Consider the following 20800-nt stretch of genomic DNA (forward strand, 5'->3'; position numbering starts at 1 on the left):
CGAGGATGACGGGGAAACGGAAGCGGTATTCGGCAGAGTTCAAGGCGAAGGTGGCGCTGGAGGCGATCCGCGGCGAGTTGACGGTCGCGCAGCTTGTCGCCAAGCACGGGGTGCACCAGACGCTGATCAACGCCTGGAAGAAGCAGGCGGTGGAAGGCATGGCCGGTGTGTTCTCCGGCAAGGCGGAGGCGGCCGAGTCGGCGCGCGAGGGCGAGGTGGAGAAGCTGCACGCCATGATTGGGCAACTGGTCGTGGAACGCGATTTTTTGCGCAAGGCCTCCGGTCGATGACGGTCGAGCGGAGGCGGGACATGGTCGAGCCGGAGCATCCACGGCTTTCCGTCGTGCGGCAGTGCGCGTTGCTGTCCATCAGCCGCTCCGGCTACTACGCCCCCGGGGCGGGTGAGCCGGCCGGGAATCTGGCGTTGATGCGCGTGATCGACGCGCAGTTCCTGGAGACGCCGTGGTACGGCAGCCGGCAGATGACGGCGCACCTTCGCCGCCAGGGGCATGCCGTCAACCGCAAGCGGGTTCGCCGCCTGATGGCGGTGATGGGCCTGAAGGCCGTCTACCAGCGTCCGAAAACGACCGTTCCGCACCCGGATCACAAGGTGTGGCCGTATCTGCTGCGCGATCTCACCATCGACCGCGCCGACCAGGTCTGGTGCGCCGATATCACCTATATTCCGATGCGGCGGGGCTTTCTGTACTTGGTCGCGGTGATGGACTGGGCGTCGCGCCGGGTGCTGTCCTGGCGGTTGTCGAACACCATGGACGTGGAGTTCTGCATCGAGGCCTTGGAGGACGCGATGGCCCGGTTCGGGCGTCCGGAGATCTTCAACACCGATCAGGGCAGCCACAGTTCACCAGCCCGCGCTTCACCCGGCTGTTGACGGACGCCGGCATCAAGGTGTCCATGGATGGCCGCGGGCGCTGGATGGACAACGTGTTCATCGAGCGGCTGTGGCGGTCGTTGAAGTACGAGTGCGTGTACCTCAACGCTTTCGAGACGGGCAGTGAGGCCCGAGCCGGGATCGGCCGGTGGGTCAAGTACTACAACGCTGACCGCCCGCACTCGGCGCTCGGCGGCAGAACCCCGGCCGAGACCCATCAGGGCATTCCGGACGGCATCAGACTGGCGGCGTGACGGAGACCAGGACCAAGCTTATTCCAGCCGCCAAACTGTCCGGGCGATGGGGACCAGCTCAGTTGTAGCAGGTCATCGAAGGCCCGTAGCGCTCCGGAATGTCGGCCCAGGGCGAGCCCGTCCGCAGCCGCCAGTATATCCCATTCAAGACTCGGCGGTCGTCAACCCGAGGAACGCCGCGAGGCTTGTTCGGCAGCAGCGGCTCGATCACCGACCACTCGAAATCCGTCAGCTCGTATCGTCTCTGGCTCATCAAGGCTCCTCCTCGGAACCTTGAATCACGTCTCCGCCAAAACCGATAGTCCATTTATGAGTTTATGACCTAGAGTGGCGGCCGGACACGATGCGGCGACCGGAGCACCATGGCGGGCACCCCCCACGACGTGCGCGGCCGCGGGTTCTCCACCCGCGCCGCACTGGACACCGCCCAGGCCTGGGTGGACGCCCACACCGCGGCGCTGCCCGCGATCCCGGACGCGCCGCGGCCCGGGCGGGTGCTGGCCGACGCGCTGGCCGCCCCCGCCGACCGGCCGGCGCAGCCCCTGGCGCGCTGGGACGGCTTTGCCGTGGCCGCCGCCGACACCCTCGGCGCCAGCACCTACAACCCGGTGCCGCTGGCGCTGGCCGCGGCAATCGCCGAGGGCGAGCCGCTGCCGTCCGGCACCGACGCGGTGCTGCCGGTGGGCGCGGCGGAGACGACGCCGGTGGGCGTGGCGCTGGGTGTGACGGTGACCGAGGCGGTGGCCCCGGGCAGCGGCGTGCTGGGCCGCGGCGAGGAGGCGGCGGCGGGCAGCCCGCTGCTGCCGGCCGGCCGCGTCCTGCGGCCCCAGGACGTGGCCCTGCTGGCGGCGCTGGGGGTCGACCGGGTGGCGCTGGTGCCACGGCCGCGGGTGCGCCTGATCGTGGCGGGCGGCCCGCGCGGCGGTGCCCCGGACACCACCGCGGCGCTGCTGGCGGCCCTGGTCGCCCGCGACGGCGGCGACGCCGCGGTGGAAGGGCCTGTGGCGGCGGACATAGACGCCCTGGCGGCGGCGCTGGGCCGGCCCGGCGCCGACCTCGTCCTGGTGTGCGGGCGCAGCGGCCTGGGCGCCGACGACGTGGCGCCGCTGGCCCTGGCGGCGGCGGGGGAGCTGGCGCTGCACGGGGTGGCGCTGCGCCCCGGCGACACGGCGGGGCTGGGCCACGCCGGCGGGGTGCCGGCGGTGCTGCTGCCCGGCGAGCCGGCGGCGGCCTGGGCGGCCTACGAGGCGCTGGGCGGCCGGGCGGTGCGGCGGCTGGGCGGCCGGCCGGGCGCCCTGCCCCACCGCACGGTGGCGCGGCCGCTGCGGCGCAAGCTGGTGTCGGAGATCGGCGTGACCGAGCTGCACCGGGTGCGCCGGGCCGGCGACGGGGTCGAGCCGCTGGCCTCTCCCGCGGTGCCGGGGCTGGCGGCGCTGGCCCGCGCCGACGGCTTCGTCGTCGTGCCGGCGGACAGCGAGGGCATGGCGCCCGGCGACACCGCCACCGTCCTGCTGTATGACGACGACGACGCCGGTCTATGGTGAGGGCCCGGCGCGCCACAGGAGACTCCGCACCGTGTCCAACGACGACGTCCGCCGGTTCGTGTCCCGCGCCGCCCGGCAGGAGCAGTTCCTCACCGTCCTCGACAAGGACGAGGCGTGGCGGCGCTTCGCCGCCCACCTGGTGCTGGCGCCGCTGGGGGCGGAGACGGTCGCGCTGGACGCCGCCCTGGGCCGCGTCCTGGCCGAGGACGTGGTGGCCGGGGTCGACGTGCCGGGCTTCGACCGCTCCTCGGTCGACGGCATCGCCGTGCGCGCCGCCGACACCGTCGGCGCCGCCGAGGACCGGCCGGTCACCCTCACCCTCAACGCCGAGGTGCTGGCCGCCGGCGCGGTGCCTGCCTTGGCCGTGGCGGCCGGCACCGCGACGGTGATCGCCACCGGCGGCGTGGTGCCGCGCGGCGCCGACGCCGTGGTGATGGTGGAGCAGACCGAGCTGGCCGGCGACGACGGGGGCGAGCTGCGGGTCGAGATCCGCAAGCCCGCGGTGCCGGGCCAGTTCATCGCCGCCGCCGGGTCCGACATCGGGCGCGGCGAGACGGTGCTGCGCAAGGGGCAGGCGCTGACCTCGCGGGAGATCGGCGTGCTCGCCGCCATCGGCGCGGGAACCGTTCGGGCGTGGCGGCGGCCGCGCGTCGCCATCCTGTCCACCGGCGACGAGATCGTGCCGCCCGGCGAGCCGATCCGGCCGGGCGCGGTCTACGACAGCAACGGCGCCATCCTCGCCGCCGCGGTGCGCGAGCTGGGCGGCGAGCCGGTGCGCCTGGGCGTCGCCCCCGACGACGAGGCGACGCTGTCGCGGCTGGTCGCCATCGGGCTGGAGCAGGACATGCTGCTGCTGTCGGGCGGCACCTCCAAGGGGGCGGGCGACCTGTCCCACCGCATCCTCGGCGGCCTCGCCGCCCCCGGCGTGCTGGTCCACGGGGTGGCGCTGAAGCCGGGCAAGCCGCTGTGCCTGGCGGTCAGCGGCGGCACCCCGGTGGCCGTCCTGCCGGGCTTTCCCACCTCCGCCACCTTCACCTTCCACGAGTTCGTGGCCCCGGTGATCCGCGCCTTCGCCGGGCTGGCCGAGGCGGCGCGCGAGACGGTGGCGGCGACCCTGCCGGTGCGCGTGGCCTCGGAGCGGGGGCGGCGGGAGTACGTCATGGTCTCCCTGGTGCGCGGCGCCGCGGGCACGCTGGCCGCCTACCCCTTGAGCAAGGGGTCGGGGTCGGTGACCGCCTTCAGCCACGCCGACGGCTTCGTCGCCGTCGACGCCCAGGCCGAGGCGGTCGAGGCCGGCAGCCCGGTGGCGGTCCAGCTCATCGGCCGCAGCGCCGGACCGGCCGACCTCATCGTCATCGGCAGCCACTGCCTGGGGCTGGACGCCGTGCTGGGTCGGCTGATCCAGGGCGGGCTCACCGTCAAGGCGCTGAACGTCGGGTCCATGGGCGGGCTCGGCGCGGCCCGGCGCGGCGAATGCGACGTCGCCCCGGTGCACCTGATGGACCCCGCCAGCGGCGCCTACAACCGTCCCTTCCTGAGCGACGGGCTGGAGCTGGTGCCCGGTTACCGCCGCATGCAGGGCATCGTCTTCCAGGCCGGCGACGCCCGCTTCGCCGGCCGCGCGGCCGGGGAGGCGGCGGCCGACGCCGCGGCCGACCCCGCCTGCATCATGATCAACCGCAACGCCGGCAGCGGCACCCGCATCCTCGCCGACCGGGTGCTCGGCGCCGCCCGCCCCACCGGCTACTGGACCCAGGCCAAGTCCCACAACGCCGTCGCCGCGGCGGTGGCCCAGGGGCGCGCCGACTGGGGCGTCGCCATCGACGGCGTCGCCCGCCTCTATGGCCTGGGATTCCTGCCGCTGCAGGACGAGCACTACGACTTCGTCGTGCCGCGCGACCGCCTGGAGCGGCCGGCGGTGCAGCGTTTCCTCGCCGCCCTCGAAGACCCGGAGGTCGGCACCGTGCTGGCCGGCCTGGGCTTCCGGCGCTGACACGGGAGCCCGCCCGCGTGATCCCCCCCGACCGCCGCGCCGTCGCCGCCTGGTGCCTCTATGACTGGGCGATGTCCGCCTTCAACACGGTCATCTCCACCTTCATCTTCAGCGTCTACTTCATGCGCGCGGTGGCCGCCGACGAGGTGGCGGGCACCGCGGCGTGGAGCCGGGCCATGGCGGTGGCCGGGGTGACCATCGCCGTGCTGAGCCCGGTGCTGGGCGCCATCGCCGACCGGGCCGGCCGGCGCAAGCCCTGGCTGGCCGTGCTGACCGCGCTCTGCGTCGCCTGCACCACGGCGCTGTGGTGGGTGCGCCCCGACCCGTCCTGGACCGTCACCGCCCTGGTCCTGGTGGCGGCGGCGACCATCGCCTTCGAGCTGGCCAACGTCTTCTACAACGCCATGCTCCCGGCGATCGCGCCGCCCGCCATGCTGGGCCGGGTGTCCGGCTGGGGCTGGGGCACCGGCTATTTCGGCGGCCTGGCCTGCCTGGTGGTGGCGCTGTTCGCCTTCGTCCAGGCCGAGGCACCGCTGTTCGGGCTGGTCTCCAGCGAGGACCAGGCCAATGTGCGGGCCACGGCGCTGCTGGTGGCGGTGTGGTACGGGGTGTTCGCGCTGCCCCTGTTCGTGTGGGTGCCCGACACCCCGCCCACCGGCCGGCGCCTCGGGGCGGCGGTGCGCGAGGGGCTGGCGACCCTGCGCCGCACCGTGGCGGAGGTCCGCAAATACACGCAGATCCTGCGCTTCCTGATCGCCAGCGCGTTCTACCGCGACGGCATCAACACCATCACCGCGTTCGGCGGCCTCTACGCCGCCGGCACCTTCGGCATGACCTTCGAGGAGATCGTCGTCTTCGCCATCGCCCTCAACGTGGTGGCCGGCGGCGGGGCGATCGGCTTCGCCTGGATCGACGACTGGATCGGCTCCAAGAAGACCATCGTCATCAGCGTCGCCGGGCTGATGGTCGCCGGCGTGCCGCTGCTGCTGGCCACCGAGAAGGCCTGGTTCTGGGTGCTGGCGCTGGGCATCGGCTTCTTCTTCGGCCCGGCCCAGGCGGCGGGACGGTCGATGATGGCCCGCCTCGCCCCGCCGGCGATGCAGGCGGAAATGTTCGGCCTGTACAATCTGTCCGGCCGGGTCGTCGGCTTCTTCGGGCCGCTGGCGCTGGGCCTCGCCACCGAGGCGTTCGCCAGCCAGCGGGCCGGGATGGCCTCCATTCTGGTCTTTTTTGCCTTGGGGCTGGTCTTGATGCTCACCGTTCGCGAGCCCGCGCGATAAAATGTAACAGTTGCGCGGTAGAGAGGAGTGTGAATTCCCCCTGGAAATCTCCTTTGCTGCGGTGCACAATGAAACATCTCCGGCACGGGCACGCTCCCGCACGGCACCTCAGCCAGGACCACCGGCTCATGCTTCACATCAAGGACATCGAGGCGTTCGCGCGAATCAACGAAGCGCTCGCCCGCACCGCGGGGCCGGGGCACCGCGACGGATTCGGCGGCGACGGGCACGGCACCGACGGTGCGTCGCGCACGCGCCACCCCGCCGTCCTGTTTGCCCGGCTGGCCACGGGGATGATGCTGCCGCGCCGCGCCGGCGAGGCGCCGTCCGATCCGGGCGCCACCATCGCGGGGGCCCTCGCGGTGGCGGTGCCCGGCGGGGCGCCCACCACGCTGCCCGCCAACGACGCGCCGATCATCGGCACGATGCCGCTGCCCGCCGCGCTCCCCGCCAACGACCCTGGTGCGGCGGGCGGCGGGCGCGGCGCCGATCGGGACGCCCCGGCGCTGGCGGCCGACGGCGAGCCGGCCGAGGATGACGACGACACGGTCGCCTCGGTCGACGCGATCCCCCTGGCCTGCGCGGAGGTGCTGACGTTCCCGCTGCGCGCGCGCGACCGCGCGGCCCACGACCGCGGCGCCGATTCGATCGGCGGCATGGCCTATGATTTCGACCTGGTTCCGAGCCGCCCCGTCACCATGGTCGCCATGCTCACCCGCATGTTTCTGAAGCGGCGGTGAGGCGGACGGCCCTGGCGGTGGCGCCGGCGGGGCTGGAAGCGCGGCGGCTCCCGGCCGTTCAGGCGTATTGGACGGCGGCGGCTTCGGCCGGCGCGAAGGCGAGCAGCATCTCCAGCTCAATGGCGACCAGAACGGACGGCATCTCCGGGCGCAGCCGCTGGAGCATGTCGGAGGCCAGCGCGAACGCCTCCTCGTGGGTGTCGCTGGCGACGGCGCTGTCGTAGGCCTGAACGATGGCGGCGCCCTCGTCGGCGGTCAGGTCGTCCACGCGCTGCATGCGATCGTGCGTCATGTCGGTCATCATCCAGGTCCCCTGCGGGATGAAACGGTGAGTGTACAGGGCGGTGCTTAACGGGTCGTTGCGGCGACGGCCCGGTCCCGGCCTCCGCTCGGCAAAATAGGATAAGTCCTTCGCGCAAGTCCATCGGACTTTTTGGCAGGGGCGGCAATTTTCGCACGTTGGCGCGCGCTGATTGATAACAATATTGCTGCATTGCGGCACAAGACGACGCATTGCGTCGGCCCGGCGCGACGCCCGCGCGCCGGCGGCCAAGCCCCTTCAGGACAGGTCGATCACCGGGACGCGCAGGGTCAGGGTCTCCCCGTCGCGCCACACCGTGAGTTCGGCCTCGTTGCCGATGCCGGCGGCCTCGAGCGCGCGGCTCATCTCGGCCAGGGTTTCGGTGCGCCGGCCGCCCACGTGGGTGACGACGTCGCCGGGGCGCCGGCCGGCCGGTCCGATGCCGCGCAGCCCGGCGCGGGCGGCGGCCGAGCCCGGCGGCACCGAAGCCACCATCACGCCCACCACGCCGAGCCGAGCCGCGATTTCCGGCGGCGCCACCGCGACGCCCAGCCCGGCCAGCGGCAGCCGGCCGTCGCGGATCAGGCGCGGCACCGCCGCGTTGACAAGGTCCACCGGCACGGCGAAGCCGACGCCCGCGAACGCCCCGGACCCGGACAGGATGGCGGTGTTGACGCCGACCAGCCGGCCGGCGGAATCGAGCAGCGGACCGCCGGAGTTGCCGGGGTTGATGGCGGCGTCGGTCTGGATGACACCGGCCACCTCCCGCCCGGGCAGGGTCGGCAGGGTGCGGTCCACCGCGCTGACGATCCCGGTGGTCATGCTGCGGCTGAGGCCGAACGGATTGCCGATGGCGAACACCGCCTGCCCCACCGCCAGATCCTCCGCGGTGCCCACCGGGATCGGCCGCAGCGGCTCGGGCACCTCGGGCAGGCGGAGGACGGCGAGGTCGAGCTGGGGGGCGGTGCCGACGACACGCGCCGGCACCGCCGCGCCGGTGTCGAGGCGCACGGCGACCTGGCCGGCTCCCTCGACCACGTGGAAGTTGGTGACGACGTGGCCGGCGGCGTCCCAGACGAAACCCGAGCCCGCCCCCTCGCCCACCACCCCCGCCGGGCCGTCGCGCCGGGCGTAGACGTAGACCACCGACGGCGCCACCCGCTCGAACACGGCCCGCCCCAGCTGCTCGAACGCGGCCAGATCGCCACGCGCCGTCACCGGGCGCGGATCGTCGGCCACCACCACGGAGAGGCGGACGATCCGCTCGCCGACGAACGCGGTGGCCAGCATCAGTGCCCAGATGAGCAGTGCGGTGCCGAGTCGTCGGCCCATGGCGGGTCTCCCTGGTGTTGCGGCGCTCCCACCCATCCAACGGCCGAGCGGCGGAAGGGTTCACGGCGCGCCCCGCCGGGCCGCGCGGGCGCCTATGCCACCGCCAGGCCGTCGCGGAACACCACCGTATCGCCCGGCCCCATCACGGTCCAGCGTTCGTCCCGGGTGAGCGGCCGGGTGGCGACGACGGTGACCACGTCGTCCGGTGTGGTCTCGCGTTCGAAGTCGACGGTCATGTCCTCGTCCAGCAGGGTGGCCGGACCGAAGGGCGCCCTGCGGGTCAGCCAGGCCAGGTTGGTGGCGCAATGGCACCACAGGTGCCGGCCGTCGGCGAGCAGCATGTTGAAGACGCCGAGCCCGCCCAGCTCCGCCGCGAGCTCGCGCACCGCCGCGGTGACGGCGGCGGCGCGGCGCGGCGGCTCGGGCCAGCGGGCGCGCACCTGGTCGAGCAGCCAGCAGAAGGCGTGCTCGCTGTCGGTGGTGCCGACCGGACGGTAGAAGGCGAGCGGCCGCTGCTTGATCCCCTTGAGCTGGCCGTTGTGGGCGAAGGTCCAGACCCGCCCCCACAGCTCGCGGGTGAAGGGGTGGGTGTTCTCCAGGGTCACCCGGCCGCGGTTGGCGCGGCGGATGTGCGAGACCACCACCCGCGACTTGATCGGGTACTCGCGCACCAGCCGGGCGATCTCCGAGTCGCAGCTCGGGTGCGGGTCGTGGAAGGTGCGGCAGCCCTTGCCCTCGTAGAAGGCGATGCCCCAGCCGTCGCGGTGCGGGCCGGTGCGCCCGCCGCGGTTCATCAGCCCGGCGAAGCTGAAGCAGATGTCGGTGGGCACGTTGGCGCTCATGCCCAGCAGTTCGCACATGGTCCGCGTCCCTCCCCCAGCCGGCGCCGCCGCGCCAGGCAGCACCTACCGGAGATGGGCCGGCGAGTCCAGGCGCCCGGAGCGCGGCGCGGTGCGGTCAGCCCCCCGGGTCCCCGCCACCGTCGCCGCCTGGCGCGGTGCGGTCGGGCGGTGCCGGGCACGGCGGCAGGCCGGGGCGGGCGCAGCCCTCCAGCGGGCCGGCGGGGCGCCCGGCCAGCCCGATCCAGGCGTCGACGGCGGCGGCGTCGAAGCCGCAGCGCCGCTCCCCGCCCACCCGCATCAGCGGGCGGCGGATCAGCAGCGGGTCGGCCAGCATCAGGTCGAGGGCGGCGGCGGCGTCGAGCCGGTCGGGATCGACCCGGCCGGCCTTCACCGCCGGCGCCGCTCGGTTGAACCACTCCGATACCGGCCGCTGTCCGAAATAGGGGCGCAGGCGCTCGCGCGTCCACGGTGCGGCCAGCAGGTCGCGCACCTCCAGCCGGTGGCCGGCCTCCTCCAGCAGGCGGCGCTGGCGCGCGTTGCCGGTGCAGCCCGGCTTCTCGTAGAACACCACCTCAGCCATGGCCGCCTCCGCCGCGGACGTGCGGCGCGCGGGCCAGCAGGCCGTCCACCTGGGCACGGATCTCGGCCTGCACCCCGGGGTCGAGCTTGCGCAGCCAGCGCCCGGGGATGCTGGCCACCCCGTAGGTGGCGCCGGCCAGCATGCCGGCGAGCGCGCCCGTGGTATCGGCGTCGCCGCCCTGGTTCACCGTCCCGACCACGCAGGATTCGACGTCGTCGGACTGGAAGTAGTGGTGCAGCACCGTTTGCACGGTGTCGACGACGTAGGCGGTGGAGAGGTTGCGGTACGGCTCGAACCGGAAGGCGCGGTGCTCGGCCACCAGGGCGTTGGCGAGGTCGCGCACCGCCTTCACCCCGCCGCCCAGGAGCAGGGCCTGGACCATGGCGGCGAAGGACACCGTCGCCGCGTCGGCCAGGGGGTGGTTGTGGGTGATGTGGGCCTGCTCCAGGCTCCACGTGCGCATCGCCGCCGCATCGCCGAGGGTGGCCAGGGCCACCGGCAGGTTGCGCATGAGGGCGCCGTTGCCGCCGAGGTACTCGCCCGGCGCCTCCTCCAGCGTGCCGTGCATGATGAAGCGGCGGATGCCGCGCCGCGTGGTGTCCCCGACATCCACCGGCACGCCCTTCAGCCAGGCCGCGAACTCCCCGGCGGCACGGCGCACGTCCCAGTCCGGGCCGGCCAGGATGGCGCGGCCGAGGTGGAGCGACATCTCCGTGTCGTCGGTCACCTGTCCCGGCTGGAGGCGCAGCCACCCGCCGCCCTTGAGGTGTTTGTGGACACCGAACTGGTGCGCGATCTCGCCCCTTGTCAGGAACTCGACAGTGGCGCCCAGGGCGTCGCCGCAGGCAAAGCCGAGATAGGCGCCGAGCGCACGGGAATGGAGCAGCGGATCGATCATGCCCGCCACTGTGCAAGGATCGCGCCGCAATGCGGCGCGGCGTCAGAACAGCGACACCGTGACGCGGTAGTCGCCGCCGACCACCAGATACTCGCCCTCCCCCTGGAAGGGGTAGCGGGGCAGCAGCTCGCGGAAGAACAGGATCTTCACCGTCGGCACCCAGGCCTCCAGGATGTGGTCGCCGAACTGGCTGGCGATGTCCCGGTCGACCGAAAAGGAGGACAGGTTGTTGAGGCGCAGCACGGCGCTGCTCCGGTCCGGCCGCTCCAGGACGACATGCTCGGCGAAGTCGTTCACGCCACGGTAGAGGCGCATGGCCTGGGTGGCGGCGGGCATCGGCGCGCCGGGCCAGCCCCGCCGCATCCACCACTGGGCGTACTCGTACAGCAGGTCGAGCTGCAGGTGGATGTTGTTGTTGTGGAAACGGCTGGTGACCTTCTGCTCGGCGTAGCGCTGCCAGGCCGGCGAGGAAAACCGGCGGAGCGGCGCGCCGTGGTGGGTGGGAAGCAGGCCGAAGCGGCTTTCCACCCATCCCTTCAGCACCGCCCCTTCGGCCCCGTTGGAATCGAACATCCACCCCTTGAGCAGCCGCAGGTAGCTGGCGCGGTAGCGGCGCCGCCCGTCGCGCCCCTCCGCCCCGGAAAAATCGGGGTTCAGGCCGAAGGTCTCGGCGAGGTGGCGCTGGAACACCGCCGCCGCGACGGTTTCGTCGGGCGCCTCGTCCAGCATCTCGAACAGGGCGGCGTGGGCGCCGCGGGTGCCGTGAATGCGCAGGCTGCGCGGCTGCGCGTTGAAGGCGACGGAGGCGAGCACCTCGCTCGGCACGCCGACCCGGTTGGTGCGATGCCCGCGCAGGGCCAGCGGCGAGTCCGCCTCGGCGGGGCGTCCCCGGACATCCCGCACCACCCCGCCACCGGCCCCCCGCCCCGCCCCATCGGCCATGCCCATTCCCCCATTCGGAATAAGGAATAACGGCAAACGCCGGCCGGCGCCAGACCGTGCGCACGCCGCCTCCGGCGCCCGCCCGCGCGGCGGGCGTTGCGGCGGACGCGGCGGCGTGTTCATCATCGGGCATGACCACGCCATCCTCCCCACCGGCGACCGGCGGCGCCGGCGGCGGGCCGCCGCCGCCGGGCGGATCCCGCCCGCGGCCGGGCGGCCGGCGGGTGCGCGCCGTTCACGAGGTGCGCGACGCCATCCGCGCCGCCGCCCTGCTGCGCCCCCCGCTGGACGCGGCGCAGGGCCGGGCGCTGCTCGCCGTGCTCGCGCCCTACCGCCGGCGCATCGTCGAACGCGGGCGGCCCGCGGTGCAGCCGGTGCTGGACGGGCTGCCCCAGGACCGCGTCGCCGAGGTCGTGGTGCGCCACGCCGCCCCGGTGCTGCTGGACGTCCTGCTGCCGGCCTGCCGCCGCCACCTGCTGGACCGCCTGGTCGGCCGCGGCGCCGAGGAGGACGCCGAGGAGTGGGTGGCCGCGACCACCGACGGGCTGCCGGTGACCATGGAGGTCGTCACCGCCATGCGCGCCCTGTCCGACGCCCTGCGCGGCGCCGGCCGCCTGCATCTGGAGGACGTGGTGGATGCGGTCGCCCTGGAATGCCGGGGGCTGGTCGCCCCGCTGGCCCGCATGACCCTGGACCCCGACGAGGCGGCCGCCCAGCCCGGGCTGGTCGGCGCGCTGTCGCGCACCCTGATGCGCCTGGAGGCGCTGCGGATGGTCATCGAGTCGGCGGGGCTGCGCCACAGCGCCACCGAGGAGGCGGCGTTCCAGTCGCGGCGCAGCGCCCGCCTGGCGCTCCGCCACGCCGCCACCGTGCTGCGCGGCCTGCTGGCCACCGACGAGGCGGAGATCCTGCGCATCGGCCTGCCGGAGATCGCCGGCGTCGACAGCGTGATCGTGGTGTCCCTGCGCATCCTCGACGCCCTGGCCGGGGAGGAGGAGGAGCGCACCCATTTCGTGCCGCTGATGGACGAGACCGCCCTGGAGGAGTTCGTCGAGGCGGGCACCCGCCTGGCCCACGCCATCCTGGAGCTGCTGCGGCGCATGCTGACCGAGCCGGATTTCGACGACGCCGTGTTCGCCACCATGGCCGGCAAGATGCGCTGGCTGCACCAGTTCTGCGCCCGTCTCGGCCACGAGGCCCGGCCGCCGGCGCTCGACGAGCTGGAGGCCCTGATCGTCCTGCAGAGCACCATGCTGGCGCGCCGGCTGTCCGACGCGGTGGTCGAGGCGCTGCCGGTGCGCCCCGGCACCCACGCCGCCGTGCGCTCGCTGGTGGTCCGGGGCGACGCCCTGGCCGAGCTGGTGGCCGGGATGAACCGCCGCCATGTCCACGCCGCCCTGGCCGAACGGCTGGAGGCGGCGCGCCAGGCGCTGGGCGAGGATCAGGCGTAGACGAACCAGCCGTCCTGCACGGCGTGCCGCGCGACCCCCTCCAGGGTGACGCGATCGCCGCCGCCCAGGTCGACCACCGCGTCGGTGGCCGAGCCGTCGACCACCCGATGGGTCTGACCGGCGGCGAGCTGGATGCGGTCCCCGTCGGCCGCGCGGAAATCGGTGATGACGTCGTGGCCGCTGCCGGGGGTGTACGTGAACCAGTCCGCGCCCTCCCCGCCGCTCAGCGTGTCGTCGCCCGGGCTGCCCCACAAGATGTCGTCGCCGGAGTCGCCGTGGATCCGGTCGGCGCCGGCCCCGCCGTGCATGCTGTCGTCGCCGGCCCCGCCATGAAGGGTGTCGCGCCCGCCCTCGCCCTTCAGGGTGTCGTCGCCGGCCAGTCCCCACAGCCCGTCGTCGCCGCCATAGCCGCGCACGCTGTCGTCGCCGCTGCCGGCGCTCAGCGTGTCCGCCCCGCCGCCGCCCGCCACGAAGCGGCCAGGCTCTGGCTGCGGCTCCGGTTGCGGCGGGGCGGCGACACTGGCGGCGTCGATCACCGTCAGCGTGCGCCCGTACAGGGCTTCCGCGAAGTGGTCGACCGACCAGAAATAGCCCTCCGTCACCGTGGGCGTCAGGTCCGACATCAGCGTGCCCGTGGTGGTGACGCCGTGGTAGGTGGCGCCGCCGGCGTACTCGTCGAACATGCCGACCATGTGACCGAACTCGTGTGCCGCCAACGCGTCCTGGTAGGACGCCCCCCAGGCGGTGTCGGTGTACCAGTTGTGCAGATCGTCGCGGCCCAGGCGGTCGTGGACGGTGACGGTGTGGTGGGCGCCGGCCTCGACGAACTGGACGTCGACGGCGATGGGGAAGACGTCCACACCGTCGGTGAGGCCCATCTTGCCGCTCCAGATGTCCTCGATGCCCGTCTCCCAGGTGTCCGCGAGCCCGCCGGGATCGTCGCCGTCCAGGTCGATCCGGGTGGTCACCAGGAAGGCCGCCCCGTCGAATCCCAGGTCGTAGCTCACACCCCAGACGAAGCCGCCGTCGGCGCGGGTCTCGAGGTAGTCGGCGGTGGTGGAGAGACCGGTTGCGAGGGCCATGGGACGCGCTCCGCTGCTGTTGATGCCCGCGGAGTGTGCCTTAACGCATCGTTAACCCTCTGTGACCTGAGGCGGTGTCTGACCAAAATCCGGCCCGGCCGTACGTTCGGTGAGGGCGCGTCGCCGACCGGCTAGCCTCCCTCTCCCAAAAAGGCGAGCAGCGCCGCCGCGGTGGCGTCCGGACTCTCCTCCGCCAGGAAATGCCCGCCGGGCAGCGCGCCCCCCTCGGCGCTCGGCGCGTACGCCCGCCACAGGGCCAGTGGGTCGGCATAGCCCCGCCCGACGACGCTGTCGGCCCCCCACAGCGCCAGGGTCGGGCAGGCGACGCGCCGCCCCGCCGCACGGTCGGCGCGGTCGTGCTCCAGGTCGATGGTGGCGGCGGCGCGGTAGTCCTCGCACATCGCGTGCACGGTGGCGGGATCGCCGAAGGCCTGGCGGTAGGCGGCGACGGCCTCGGGCGCGAACGCCCCGGCGCCGCCACCCCAGGAGCCCAGGGTGCGGTCCAGGTAGGCATCCGGATCACCGCCGATCAGGCGCTCGGGCAGGCCGCCGGGCTGGATCAGGAAGAACCAGTGGTAGTAGGCGGTCGCCATCGCCTGGTCGATCCGCTCGAAGACCTCCAGCGTCGGCACGATGTCGAGCAGGGCGAGGCGGACGACGCGGTCGGGATGGTCGAGCGCCATCCGGTGCGCGACCCGGGCACCGCGGTCGTGGCCGACCACCGCGAACCGCGCGAACCCCAGCGCCGCCATCACCGCCACCTGGTCCAGGGCCATGGCGCGCTTGGCGTAGGCGGCGTGGGTGGCGTCCCCGGGCGGCTTGTCCGACGCCCCATAGCCGCGCAGGTCGGCCGCCACCACGGTGAAGCGGCGGGCCAGCGCCGGCGCCACCCGGTGCCACATGACATGGCTCTGGGGAAAGCCGTGCAGCAGCAGCAGCGGCGGCCCGGCGCCGCCCACCACGGCATGGATCGCCGGCCCGCCGGTGGCGATGCGGCGCGCCGCGAATCCCGGCATCAGGTCCTGCGTCATGGTCGGCCTCCCGCGACGGGCCGGCGTCAGCCCTTCAGGCGCTTGATGGTGTTGGTCGTGCTCTGGCCGGCCACCAGGTCGGCCAGCAGCACCCGGCCGCCGTAGCTCTGCACGAACCCGGCGCCGACCACCTGGTCGACCCGGTAGTCCGCCCCCTTCACCAGGACGTCGGGACGCAGGGTGCGGATGAGCTGTTCGGGGGTGTCCTCGTCGAAGATCACCACCAGATCGACCGAGCTCAGCGACGCCAGCACCGTGGCGCGCGCGGATTCGGCCTGCACCGGCCGGGTCTCCCCCTTCAGGCGGCGCACCGAATCGTCGCTGTTCAGGCCGACCACCAGCAGGTCGCAGCCGGCCTTGGCCTGGGCCAGCAGCGACACGTGGCCGGGGTGCAGCAGGTCGAAGCAGCCGTTGGTGAAGCCCACCCGCTTGCCGCGCATCTTCCAGCGGGCAAGGCGTTCGACCGCCTCCTCGCGGGTCACCACCTTGCACTCGCCGTGGCGCCATTCCTGCGCGTGCAGGGCGCCCAGCAGCTCCGGCGCCCGCACGACGGCGGTGCCGACCTTGCCGACGACGATGCCGGCGGCCAGGTTGGCGACGCGGGCGGCGTCCTCCAGCGCCACCCCGGCGGCCAGCGCCGCGGTCAGGGTGGCCACCACCGTGTCGCCGGCGCCGGACACGTCGTAGACCTCGCGCGCCTCGGCGGCGAGATGGGCGACGGCGCCGTCGCGGGTGACCACGGTCATGCCCCGCTCCGAGCGGGTGGCGACGACGGCGTCGACGCCGCAGGTCGCGATCAGGTGGGCGCAGGCGGCCGCCACCTCGCCGTCGCTGTCGGACGGCATGCCCGTCGCCTGGGTCAGTTCCTTGCGGTTGGGGGTGAGCACGGAGGCGCCGCGGTAGCGCCGGTAGTCGGCGCCCTTGGGGTCGACCACCACCGGCAGCCCGGCGCGGCGCGCCGCGGCGATAGCCTCGGCCACCAGGGCGTCCGACAGCACGCCCTTGCCGTAGTCGGAGAGCACCACCGCGCCGACATCGGCCAGCCCCTCGCGCACCGCGCCGTGCAGGCTGTCGCACCACAACGGGTTCACCGCCACCACGGCCTCGGCGTCGGCGCGCAGCAGCTGCTGGCGCCCGGCGATGAAGCGGGTCTTGACGGTGGTCTGGCGCCCCGGCTCGGCCACGATCCCGGCGTTGTCCCCGGTCTCCATGGCCACCAGGTGCCGCACCTCGCTGCCCGCCGCGTCGTCGCCGACCACCGAGACGAACCGGCACAGCGCGCCCAGCGCGGTGAGGTTGGCGGCGACGTTGCCGGCGCCGCCCAGCATCGCGCTTTCCCGCTCGATGCGCAGCACCGGGATCGGCGCTTCCGGCGACACCCGGTCGACGGCGCCATAGATGAAACGGTCGAGCATGACGTCGCCGACGCACAGCACGCGCGCCGACGACAACGCCTCGATGTGGCGGGCAAGGTCGCTCATGCCGCTTCTTATCAACAGTCCCGACTCGGCACAACGGCCGTTCTCGGGCCGCAGCAATGCAGCCCCGGCGGGCCTCGGAGCGCGCCCGCCCGCCGCCCGCCCGCCGCCCCCTTCACGGCAAGGTGACTGGCGGGTGAGCGGGGGCGCGGACTACCTGTTGGGGGATTGCAAACGCCCCCCGCCGAGGAGCCCGCCATGGCCATGGCCGACCGCGCCCCCGCCGACCCGCCGCCGGCGCCGTGGAAGCGCCTGGCGCCGGTGGCCGTGCTGGCCGCCGGTTTCGCCGCGTTCTTCGCGCTGGGCCTCAACGAGGTGGTCAGCCTCGACGCGCTGGCCCGCTCGCGCGGCGCGCTGACCGCCTTCGTCGCCGCCAACGGGGCGCTGGCCGTCGTCGCGTACGTGGCGGCGTACGCGCTGGCGGTGGCGTTCTCCGTGCCCGGGGCCACGGTGCTGACCCTGGCGGGCGGGTTCCTGTTCGGCACGGCGCTGGCCGCGGCGGCCGCGGTCGCCGGGGCGACGCTCGGCGCCGTCGCCGTGTTCCTGGCCGCCCGCACGGCGCTGGGCGGCCTGCTGCGCCGCCGCGCGGCGCCGTGGATCGGCCGGCTGGAGGCGGGCTTCCGCGACCACGCGTTCAGCTACACCCTGTTCCTGCGCCTGGTGCCGCTGTTCCCCTTCTGGCTGGTCAATCTGGTGCCGGCCTTCCTGGGCGTGCCGCTGGGCACCTACGCCCTGGCCACCCTGGTCGGCATCATCCCCGGGGCGGTGGTGTACGCGTCCGTCGGCAACGGGCTGGGCGCCGTTCTCGACGCCGGCGGCACCCCGGACCTCGGCATGATCTTCGCGCCGGAGGTGCTGCTGCCGCTGCTCGGGCTGGCGGCGCTGGCGCTGGTGCCGGTGGCCGCGCGCCGCCTGCGGAGGGTGCCGTGACGGACCTCCACTGCGACCTCTGCATCATCGGCGCCGGGCCCGGCGGCCTGTCGGTGGCGGCCACCGCGGCGCGCCTGGGGGTCGACACCGTGCTGATCGAGCGCGGCGCCATGGGCGGCGACTGCCTCAACACCGGCTGCGTGCCGTCGAAGGCGCTGTTGGCCGCCGCCAAGGCGGCCCACACCGTGCGCACCGCCGGCCGCTTCGGCGTCGTCGCGCCGCCACCGACGGTGGACGCCGCCGCGGTCCACGGCCATGTCCGCGGCGCCATCGACGCCATCGCCCCCCACGACAGCCGGGACCGGTTCGAGGGGCTGGGGGTGCGGGTGATCGCCGGCCACGCCCGCTTCACCGGCCAGGACGCGGTGGAGGCGGACGGGGTGCGGGTGCGCGCCCGGCGCTTCGTGCTGGCCACCGGGTCGCACCCCCTGGCGCCGCCGATCCCCGGTCTGGACGGCGTCCCCTTCCTGACCAACGAGACCCTGTTCGCGGCCCCCCTGGCGCCCACCCACCTGATCGTGCTGGGCGGCGGCCCGGTCGGCGCCGAGATGGCCCAGGCCCACCGCCGCCTGGGCGCCCGGGTCACCCTGGTGGAGAGGGAGAGCCTGCTGCCCCGCGACGACCCGGAGCTGGTGGCGGTGGTGCGCCGCAGCCTGGCGGCGGACGGCGTGACCCTGGTGGAGGGCCACGGCGTGGCGCGGGTCGAGTCCGGCGCCGGCGGCGGCGTGGTCTGCGTCCTCGACGACGGGCGGCGGCTGGAAGGCTCCCATCTGCTGGTCGCCGCGGGGCGCCGCGCCGCCGTCGACGGCCTGGGGCTGGAGGCGGCGGGGATCGCCATCGGGCCGCGCGGCGTGGTGGTCGACCGCCGCCTGCGCACCGCCAACCGCCGGGTCTACGCGATCGGCGACGTCACCGGCGGCCCCGCCTTCACCCATGTGGCCGGCCACCAGGCGGGCATCGTCGTGCGCAACGCCCTGTTCCGCTGGCCGGCCCTGGCCGACACGCCGGCGCTGCCCTGGGTCACCTACACCGACCCCGAGCTGGCCCAGGTCGGCCTGACCGAAGCGGCGGCGCGGGCCGCCCACGGCGACGCCGTGACCGCGCTGCGCTGGCCCTTCGCCGACAACGACCGGGCCCGCGCCGAGGGCACCCCGGAGGGGCTGGTCAAGCTGGTGGTGGGGCGCCGCGGCCGGCTGCTGGGCGTCTCCATCGCCGGCGCCCACGCCGGCGAGCAGGCCGCCCTGTGGTGCCTCGCCGTGGGCAAGGGAATGCGGGTGCACGACGTGGCCCAGCTCCTGCTGCCCTACCCGACCCTGGCCGAGGCCGGCAAACGGGCCGCCGGCGGCTGGTTCGAGGCGGCCCTGTTCGGTGAGCGCACGCGGCGCCTGGTGCGCTTCCTCCGGCGCTTCGGGTAGCCTAGACTGCGCCCGACAGCCCCCAACCCCGGAGCGGCGCCCACCATGACCCTGCCGCCGCTGACCCGCAGCCTTTCGGCCAAGCTCCTGGTGCTGACGGTGCTGTTCGTCATGCTGGCCGAGGTGCTGATCTACACCCCCTCGATCGCCCGCTTCCGCCTCACCTACCTGCAGGAGCGCCTGGCCGCCGCGCATCTCGCCGCGCTGGCGGTGGAGGCGGCGCCGGACCGCATGGTGACGGCGCCGCTGGAGGCCAAGCTGCTGGCCCATGTCGGGGCCCATGCCATCGACCTGGTGCAGCCGGACAGCCGGGTCTACATGCTGTCCACCACCATGCCGCCGATGGTGGACGCGGTGGTCGACCTGCGCGAGGCCACCACCGTGTCGCTGGTCGCCGACGCCTTCGCCGCGATGGCCCGGCCGGGCAACCGCGTGATCAAGGTGATCGACCGCTCGCCCAAGGACCCGGCGCTGACGGTCGAGGTCACCCTGGACGAGCGGCCGCTGATCATGGCCATGCACGAGTTCTCCGGGCGCATCCTCGCCCTCTCCGTGGTCATTTCGCTGATCACGGCGGGGCTGGTCTACCTGTCGCTCACCGGGCTTCTGGTGCGGCCGATGCGCCGGCTGACCGCCAGCATGGTGGGCTTTCGCCGCGATCCGGAGCGCGCCGTCCCGGCCTTCGCCTCCGACGGGCGCACCGACGAGATCGGCGTCGCCCAGCGCGAGCTGGTGGAGATGCAGGTGGCCCTGCGCGGCGCCCTGCACCAGCGCGAGCGGCTGGCCGCGCTGGGCACCGCGGTGACCAAGATCAACCACGACCTGCGCGGCATCCTCGCCACCGCCTCGCTGCTGTCGGAGCATCTGGCGGAAAGCTCCGATCCCGAGGTGCGCCGGGTGACGCCGCGCCTCGTCGCGGCGCTCGACCGTGCCGTCGCCCTGTGCGGGCAGACCCTGTCCTACACCCGCGACGGCGTGCTGGCGGTGCACCCCGCCCCCGTCGACCTGCACGCCCTGGTCGACGAGGTGGGCCAGGAGGTGCTGGACACGCTGCGCGCCGACGGCGCGCCGGCGGACGGCAGCACGCCGGGGGCGCGCTGGATCAACCGGGTGCCGACCGGGTTGCGGGCGCTGGCCGACCGGGACCAGCTGGCCCGGGCCCTGGTCAACCTGGGGCGCAACGCGGTGCAGGCCGGGGCCGGGGCGGTCACCGTGGTCGCCGAGACCGGGGGTCCCCGAGTCGCGATCCTGATGACCGACACCGGGCCCGGCCTGCCGCCGCGGGCGCGGGAGAACCTGTTCCAGCCGTTCTCCGGCTCGGCCCGCGCCGGCGGAACCGGCCTCGGTCTGTCGATCGCCCGGGAGATCGCACGGGCCCACGGCGGCGATTTGTCGCTGGTCGAAAGCACCGCCGCTGGCACCACATTTGCCCTTGACCTTCCGGCCGGAGCCGCGAACGCCGCGCATTGATTCCCGCCGGGGCTTCCCCCACACTCGGCGCCGCCCGGGCCCCCGGACGGGGCGGCCCGACGGAGTCACAGGAAAGGAACGGGACGTGCAAGGTGTCGGTTCGTGGATCACCGCGGGGGTGGTCGTGCTGCTCGCGCTCTTCGGCTTGTTTGCGGCCGCCAACGCGGCGGACGAGGCCTTCTACTACGGCGGCTGGCTGGTGACGTTGCTGTGCGTCGGCTACCTGTTCCTGGCGATCCACCGCCACTACAACGCGGTCGACGCCGCGAACGCCCGCAAGCGCCAGGCCGCGGCGGACACGAGCGGCACACCCACCCACTAATGCGGCCGGACGGGGGCGCGGCG

17 protein-coding genes and 3 pseudogenes are annotated in these 20800 nt (G+C 74.2%); 10 read left to right on the forward strand and 10 right to left on the reverse strand.

Annotated elements, in window-relative coordinates:
• Window positions 1–5 precede the first annotated feature (5 nt).
• Window positions 6–1146: pseudogene (locus tag AC6H2I_RS12400) on the forward strand (IS3 family transposase).
• 61 nt (window positions 1147–1207) lie between these two features.
• On the opposite strand, the pseudogene AC6H2I_RS12405 reads toward AC6H2I_RS12400, so the two are convergent.
• Window positions 1208–1399 (reverse strand): annotated as a pseudogene (locus tag AC6H2I_RS12405) (transposase); the annotation flags it as partial.
• A gap of 109 nt (window positions 1400–1508) precedes the next feature.
• Here AC6H2I_RS12405 and AC6H2I_RS12410 point away from each other — a divergent pair.
• The 4 genes and pseudogenes from AC6H2I_RS12410 (at window position 1509) to AC6H2I_RS12425 (ending at window position 6703) form a co-directional block, all read left to right on the forward strand.
• Complete coding sequence (locus AC6H2I_RS12410; protein WP_497500951.1) at window positions 1509–2690, forward strand: molybdopterin-binding protein; 1182 nt, start codon at window positions 1509–1511, stop codon at window positions 2688–2690.
• Window positions 2691–2721: 31 nt separating this feature from the next.
• Window positions 2722–4683, forward strand: a complete 1962-nt coding sequence (locus AC6H2I_RS12415) for a molybdopterin biosynthesis protein (protein ID WP_497500952.1) — start codon at window positions 2722–2724, stop codon at window positions 4681–4683.
• Window positions 4677–5963, forward strand: a pseudogene (locus tag AC6H2I_RS12420) (MFS transporter); the annotation flags it as partial. The gene AC6H2I_RS12415 and the pseudogene AC6H2I_RS12420, both read left to right, overlap by 7 nt.
• Window positions 5964–6091: 128 nt before the next feature.
• Window positions 6092–6703: a hypothetical protein gene (locus tag AC6H2I_RS12425; protein WP_497500953.1), complete on the forward strand. Its 612-nt coding sequence runs from the start codon at window positions 6092–6094 to the stop codon at window positions 6701–6703.
• Between the two features lie 58 nt (window positions 6704–6761).
• Here the strand turns inward: AC6H2I_RS12425 and AC6H2I_RS12430 are convergent, their stop codons facing one another.
• The 6 genes from AC6H2I_RS12430 to AC6H2I_RS12455 form a co-directional block, all read right to left on the reverse strand.
• Window positions 6762–7004, reverse strand: a complete 243-nt coding sequence (locus tag AC6H2I_RS12430; RefSeq protein ID WP_497500954.1) for a hypothetical protein — start codon at window positions 7002–7004, stop codon at window positions 6762–6764.
• Window positions 7005–7262: 258 nt separating this feature from the next.
• Complete coding sequence (locus AC6H2I_RS12435; RefSeq protein ID WP_497500955.1) at window positions 7263–8336, reverse strand: S1C family serine protease; 1074 nt, start codon at window positions 8334–8336, stop codon at window positions 7263–7265.
• A gap of 92 nt (window positions 8337–8428) precedes the next feature.
• The gene (locus AC6H2I_RS12440) at window positions 8429–9196 is read right to left on the reverse strand and encodes a class II glutamine amidotransferase (protein WP_497500956.1); all 768 of its coding nucleotides are present in this window, start codon (window positions 9194–9196) and stop codon (window positions 8429–8431) included.
• A 97-nt stretch (window positions 9197–9293) separates the two neighbouring features.
• Window positions 9294–9758: an ArsC/Spx/MgsR family protein gene (locus AC6H2I_RS12445; RefSeq protein WP_497500957.1), complete on the reverse strand. Its 465-nt coding sequence runs from the start codon at window positions 9756–9758 to the stop codon at window positions 9294–9296.
• Entirely contained in the window at window positions 9751–10656 is a 906-nt protein-coding gene (draG, locus tag AC6H2I_RS12450; RefSeq protein WP_497500958.1) for an ADP-ribosyl-[dinitrogen reductase] hydrolase, read from the reverse strand. Before draG ends, AC6H2I_RS12445 begins: the two co-directional genes overlap by 8 nt.
• Before the next feature lie 42 nt (window positions 10657–10698).
• Window positions 10699–11598 (reverse strand): NAD(+)--dinitrogen-reductase ADP-D-ribosyltransferase, encoded by a 900-nt coding sequence (locus AC6H2I_RS12455; RefSeq protein WP_497500959.1) that lies wholly within the window; start codon window positions 11596–11598, stop codon window positions 10699–10701.
• A 224-nt stretch (window positions 11599–11822) separates the two neighbouring features.
• Between AC6H2I_RS12455 and AC6H2I_RS12460 the strand changes: the two genes are divergently transcribed.
• On the forward strand, window positions 11823–13049 hold the full coding sequence (locus AC6H2I_RS12460) for a hypothetical protein (RefSeq protein ID WP_497500960.1): 1227 nt from the start codon (window positions 11823–11825) through the stop codon (window positions 13047–13049).
• Here the strand turns inward: AC6H2I_RS12460 and AC6H2I_RS12465 are convergent.
• The 3 genes from AC6H2I_RS12465 to rfaE1 form a co-directional block, all read right to left on the reverse strand.
• Window positions 13040–14131 carry a calcium-binding protein gene (locus AC6H2I_RS12465; RefSeq protein ID WP_497500961.1) on the reverse strand — a complete coding sequence of 364 codons (1092 nt, stop codon included), beginning with the start codon at window positions 14129–14131 and terminating at the stop codon, window positions 13040–13042. The genes AC6H2I_RS12460 and AC6H2I_RS12465 overlap by 10 nt on opposite strands.
• A 131-nt stretch (window positions 14132–14262) precedes the next feature.
• Window positions 14263–15162, reverse strand: coding sequence for an alpha/beta fold hydrolase (locus tag AC6H2I_RS12470; RefSeq protein ID WP_497500962.1), 900 nt, complete (start codon window positions 15160–15162; stop codon window positions 14263–14265).
• A gap of 26 nt (window positions 15163–15188) precedes the next feature.
• Window positions 15189–16643 (reverse strand): D-glycero-beta-D-manno-heptose-7-phosphate kinase, encoded by a 1455-nt coding sequence (rfaE1, locus tag AC6H2I_RS12475; protein WP_497500963.1) that lies wholly within the window; start codon window positions 16641–16643, stop codon window positions 15189–15191.
• Between the two features lie 195 nt (window positions 16644–16838).
• Between rfaE1 and AC6H2I_RS12480 the strand changes: the two genes are divergently transcribed.
• The 4 genes from AC6H2I_RS12480 to AC6H2I_RS12495 all read left to right on the forward strand — a co-directional run bounded on the left by AC6H2I_RS12480 (window position 16839) and on the right by AC6H2I_RS12495 (window position 20777).
• Complete coding sequence (locus AC6H2I_RS12480; RefSeq protein WP_497500964.1) at window positions 16839–17570, forward strand: TVP38/TMEM64 family protein; 732 nt, start codon at window positions 16839–16841, stop codon at window positions 17568–17570.
• On the forward strand, window positions 17567–18985 hold the full coding sequence (locus AC6H2I_RS12485) for a dihydrolipoyl dehydrogenase family protein (RefSeq protein WP_497500965.1): 1419 nt from the start codon (window positions 17567–17569) through the stop codon (window positions 18983–18985). The genes AC6H2I_RS12480 and AC6H2I_RS12485 overlap by 4 nt, the downstream gene beginning before the upstream one ends.
• 45 nt (window positions 18986–19030) lie before the next feature.
• Window positions 19031–20455 (forward strand): sensor histidine kinase, encoded by a 1425-nt coding sequence (locus tag AC6H2I_RS12490; RefSeq protein WP_497500966.1) that lies wholly within the window; start codon window positions 19031–19033, stop codon window positions 20453–20455.
• A gap of 85 nt (window positions 20456–20540) precedes the next feature.
• The gene (locus tag AC6H2I_RS12495) at window positions 20541–20777 is read left to right on the forward strand and encodes a hypothetical protein (protein ID WP_497500967.1); all 237 of its coding nucleotides are present in this window, start codon (window positions 20541–20543) and stop codon (window positions 20775–20777) included.
• The last annotated feature ends 23 nt before the right edge of the window (window positions 20778–20800 follow it).

Source organism: Azospirillum sp. NS33 (assembly GCF_059703765.1).

What these genes read in the sequence shown, in the direction of transcription:
- AC6H2I_RS12440 (WP_497500956.1), bottom strand. Translation starts at nt 9,196, where the DNA reads ATGTGCGAACTGCTGGGCATGAGCGCCAACGTGCCCACCGACATCTGC.
- AC6H2I_RS12430 (WP_497500954.1), bottom strand. Translation starts at nt 7,004, where the DNA reads ATGACCGACATGACGCACGATCGCATGCAGCGCGTGGACGACCTGACC.
- rfaE1 (WP_497500963.1), bottom strand. Translation starts at nt 16,643, where the DNA reads ATGAGCGACCTTGCCCGCCACATCGAGGCGTTGTCGTCGGCGCGCGTG.
- AC6H2I_RS12480 (WP_497500964.1), top strand. Translation starts at nt 16,839, where the DNA reads ATGGCCATGGCCGACCGCGCCCCCGCCGACCCGCCGCCGGCGCCGTGG.
- AC6H2I_RS12435 (WP_497500955.1), bottom strand. Translation starts at nt 8,336, where the DNA reads ATGGGCCGACGACTCGGCACCGCACTGCTCATCTGGGCACTGATGCTG.
- AC6H2I_RS12470 (WP_497500962.1), bottom strand. Translation starts at nt 15,162, where the DNA reads ATGACGCAGGACCTGATGCCGGGATTCGCGGCGCGCCGCATCGCCACC.
- AC6H2I_RS12425 (WP_497500953.1), top strand. Translation starts at nt 6,092, where the DNA reads ATGCTTCACATCAAGGACATCGAGGCGTTCGCGCGAATCAACGAAGCG.
- AC6H2I_RS12445 (WP_497500957.1), bottom strand. Translation starts at nt 9,758, where the DNA reads ATGGCTGAGGTGGTGTTCTACGAGAAGCCGGGCTGCACCGGCAACGCG.
- draG (WP_497500958.1), bottom strand. Translation starts at nt 10,656, where the DNA reads ATGATCGATCCGCTGCTCCATTCCCGTGCGCTCGGCGCCTATCTCGGC.
- AC6H2I_RS12465 (WP_497500961.1), bottom strand. Translation starts at nt 14,131, where the DNA reads ATGGCCCTCGCAACCGGTCTCTCCACCACCGCCGACTACCTCGAGACC.
- AC6H2I_RS12455 (WP_497500959.1), bottom strand. Translation starts at nt 11,598, where the DNA reads ATGGCCGATGGGGCGGGGCGGGGGGCCGGTGGCGGGGTGGTGCGGGAT.
- AC6H2I_RS12410 (WP_497500951.1), top strand. Translation starts at nt 1,509, where the DNA reads ATGGCGGGCACCCCCCACGACGTGCGCGGCCGCGGGTTCTCCACCCGC.
- AC6H2I_RS12490 (WP_497500966.1), top strand. Translation starts at nt 19,031, where the DNA reads ATGACCCTGCCGCCGCTGACCCGCAGCCTTTCGGCCAAGCTCCTGGTG.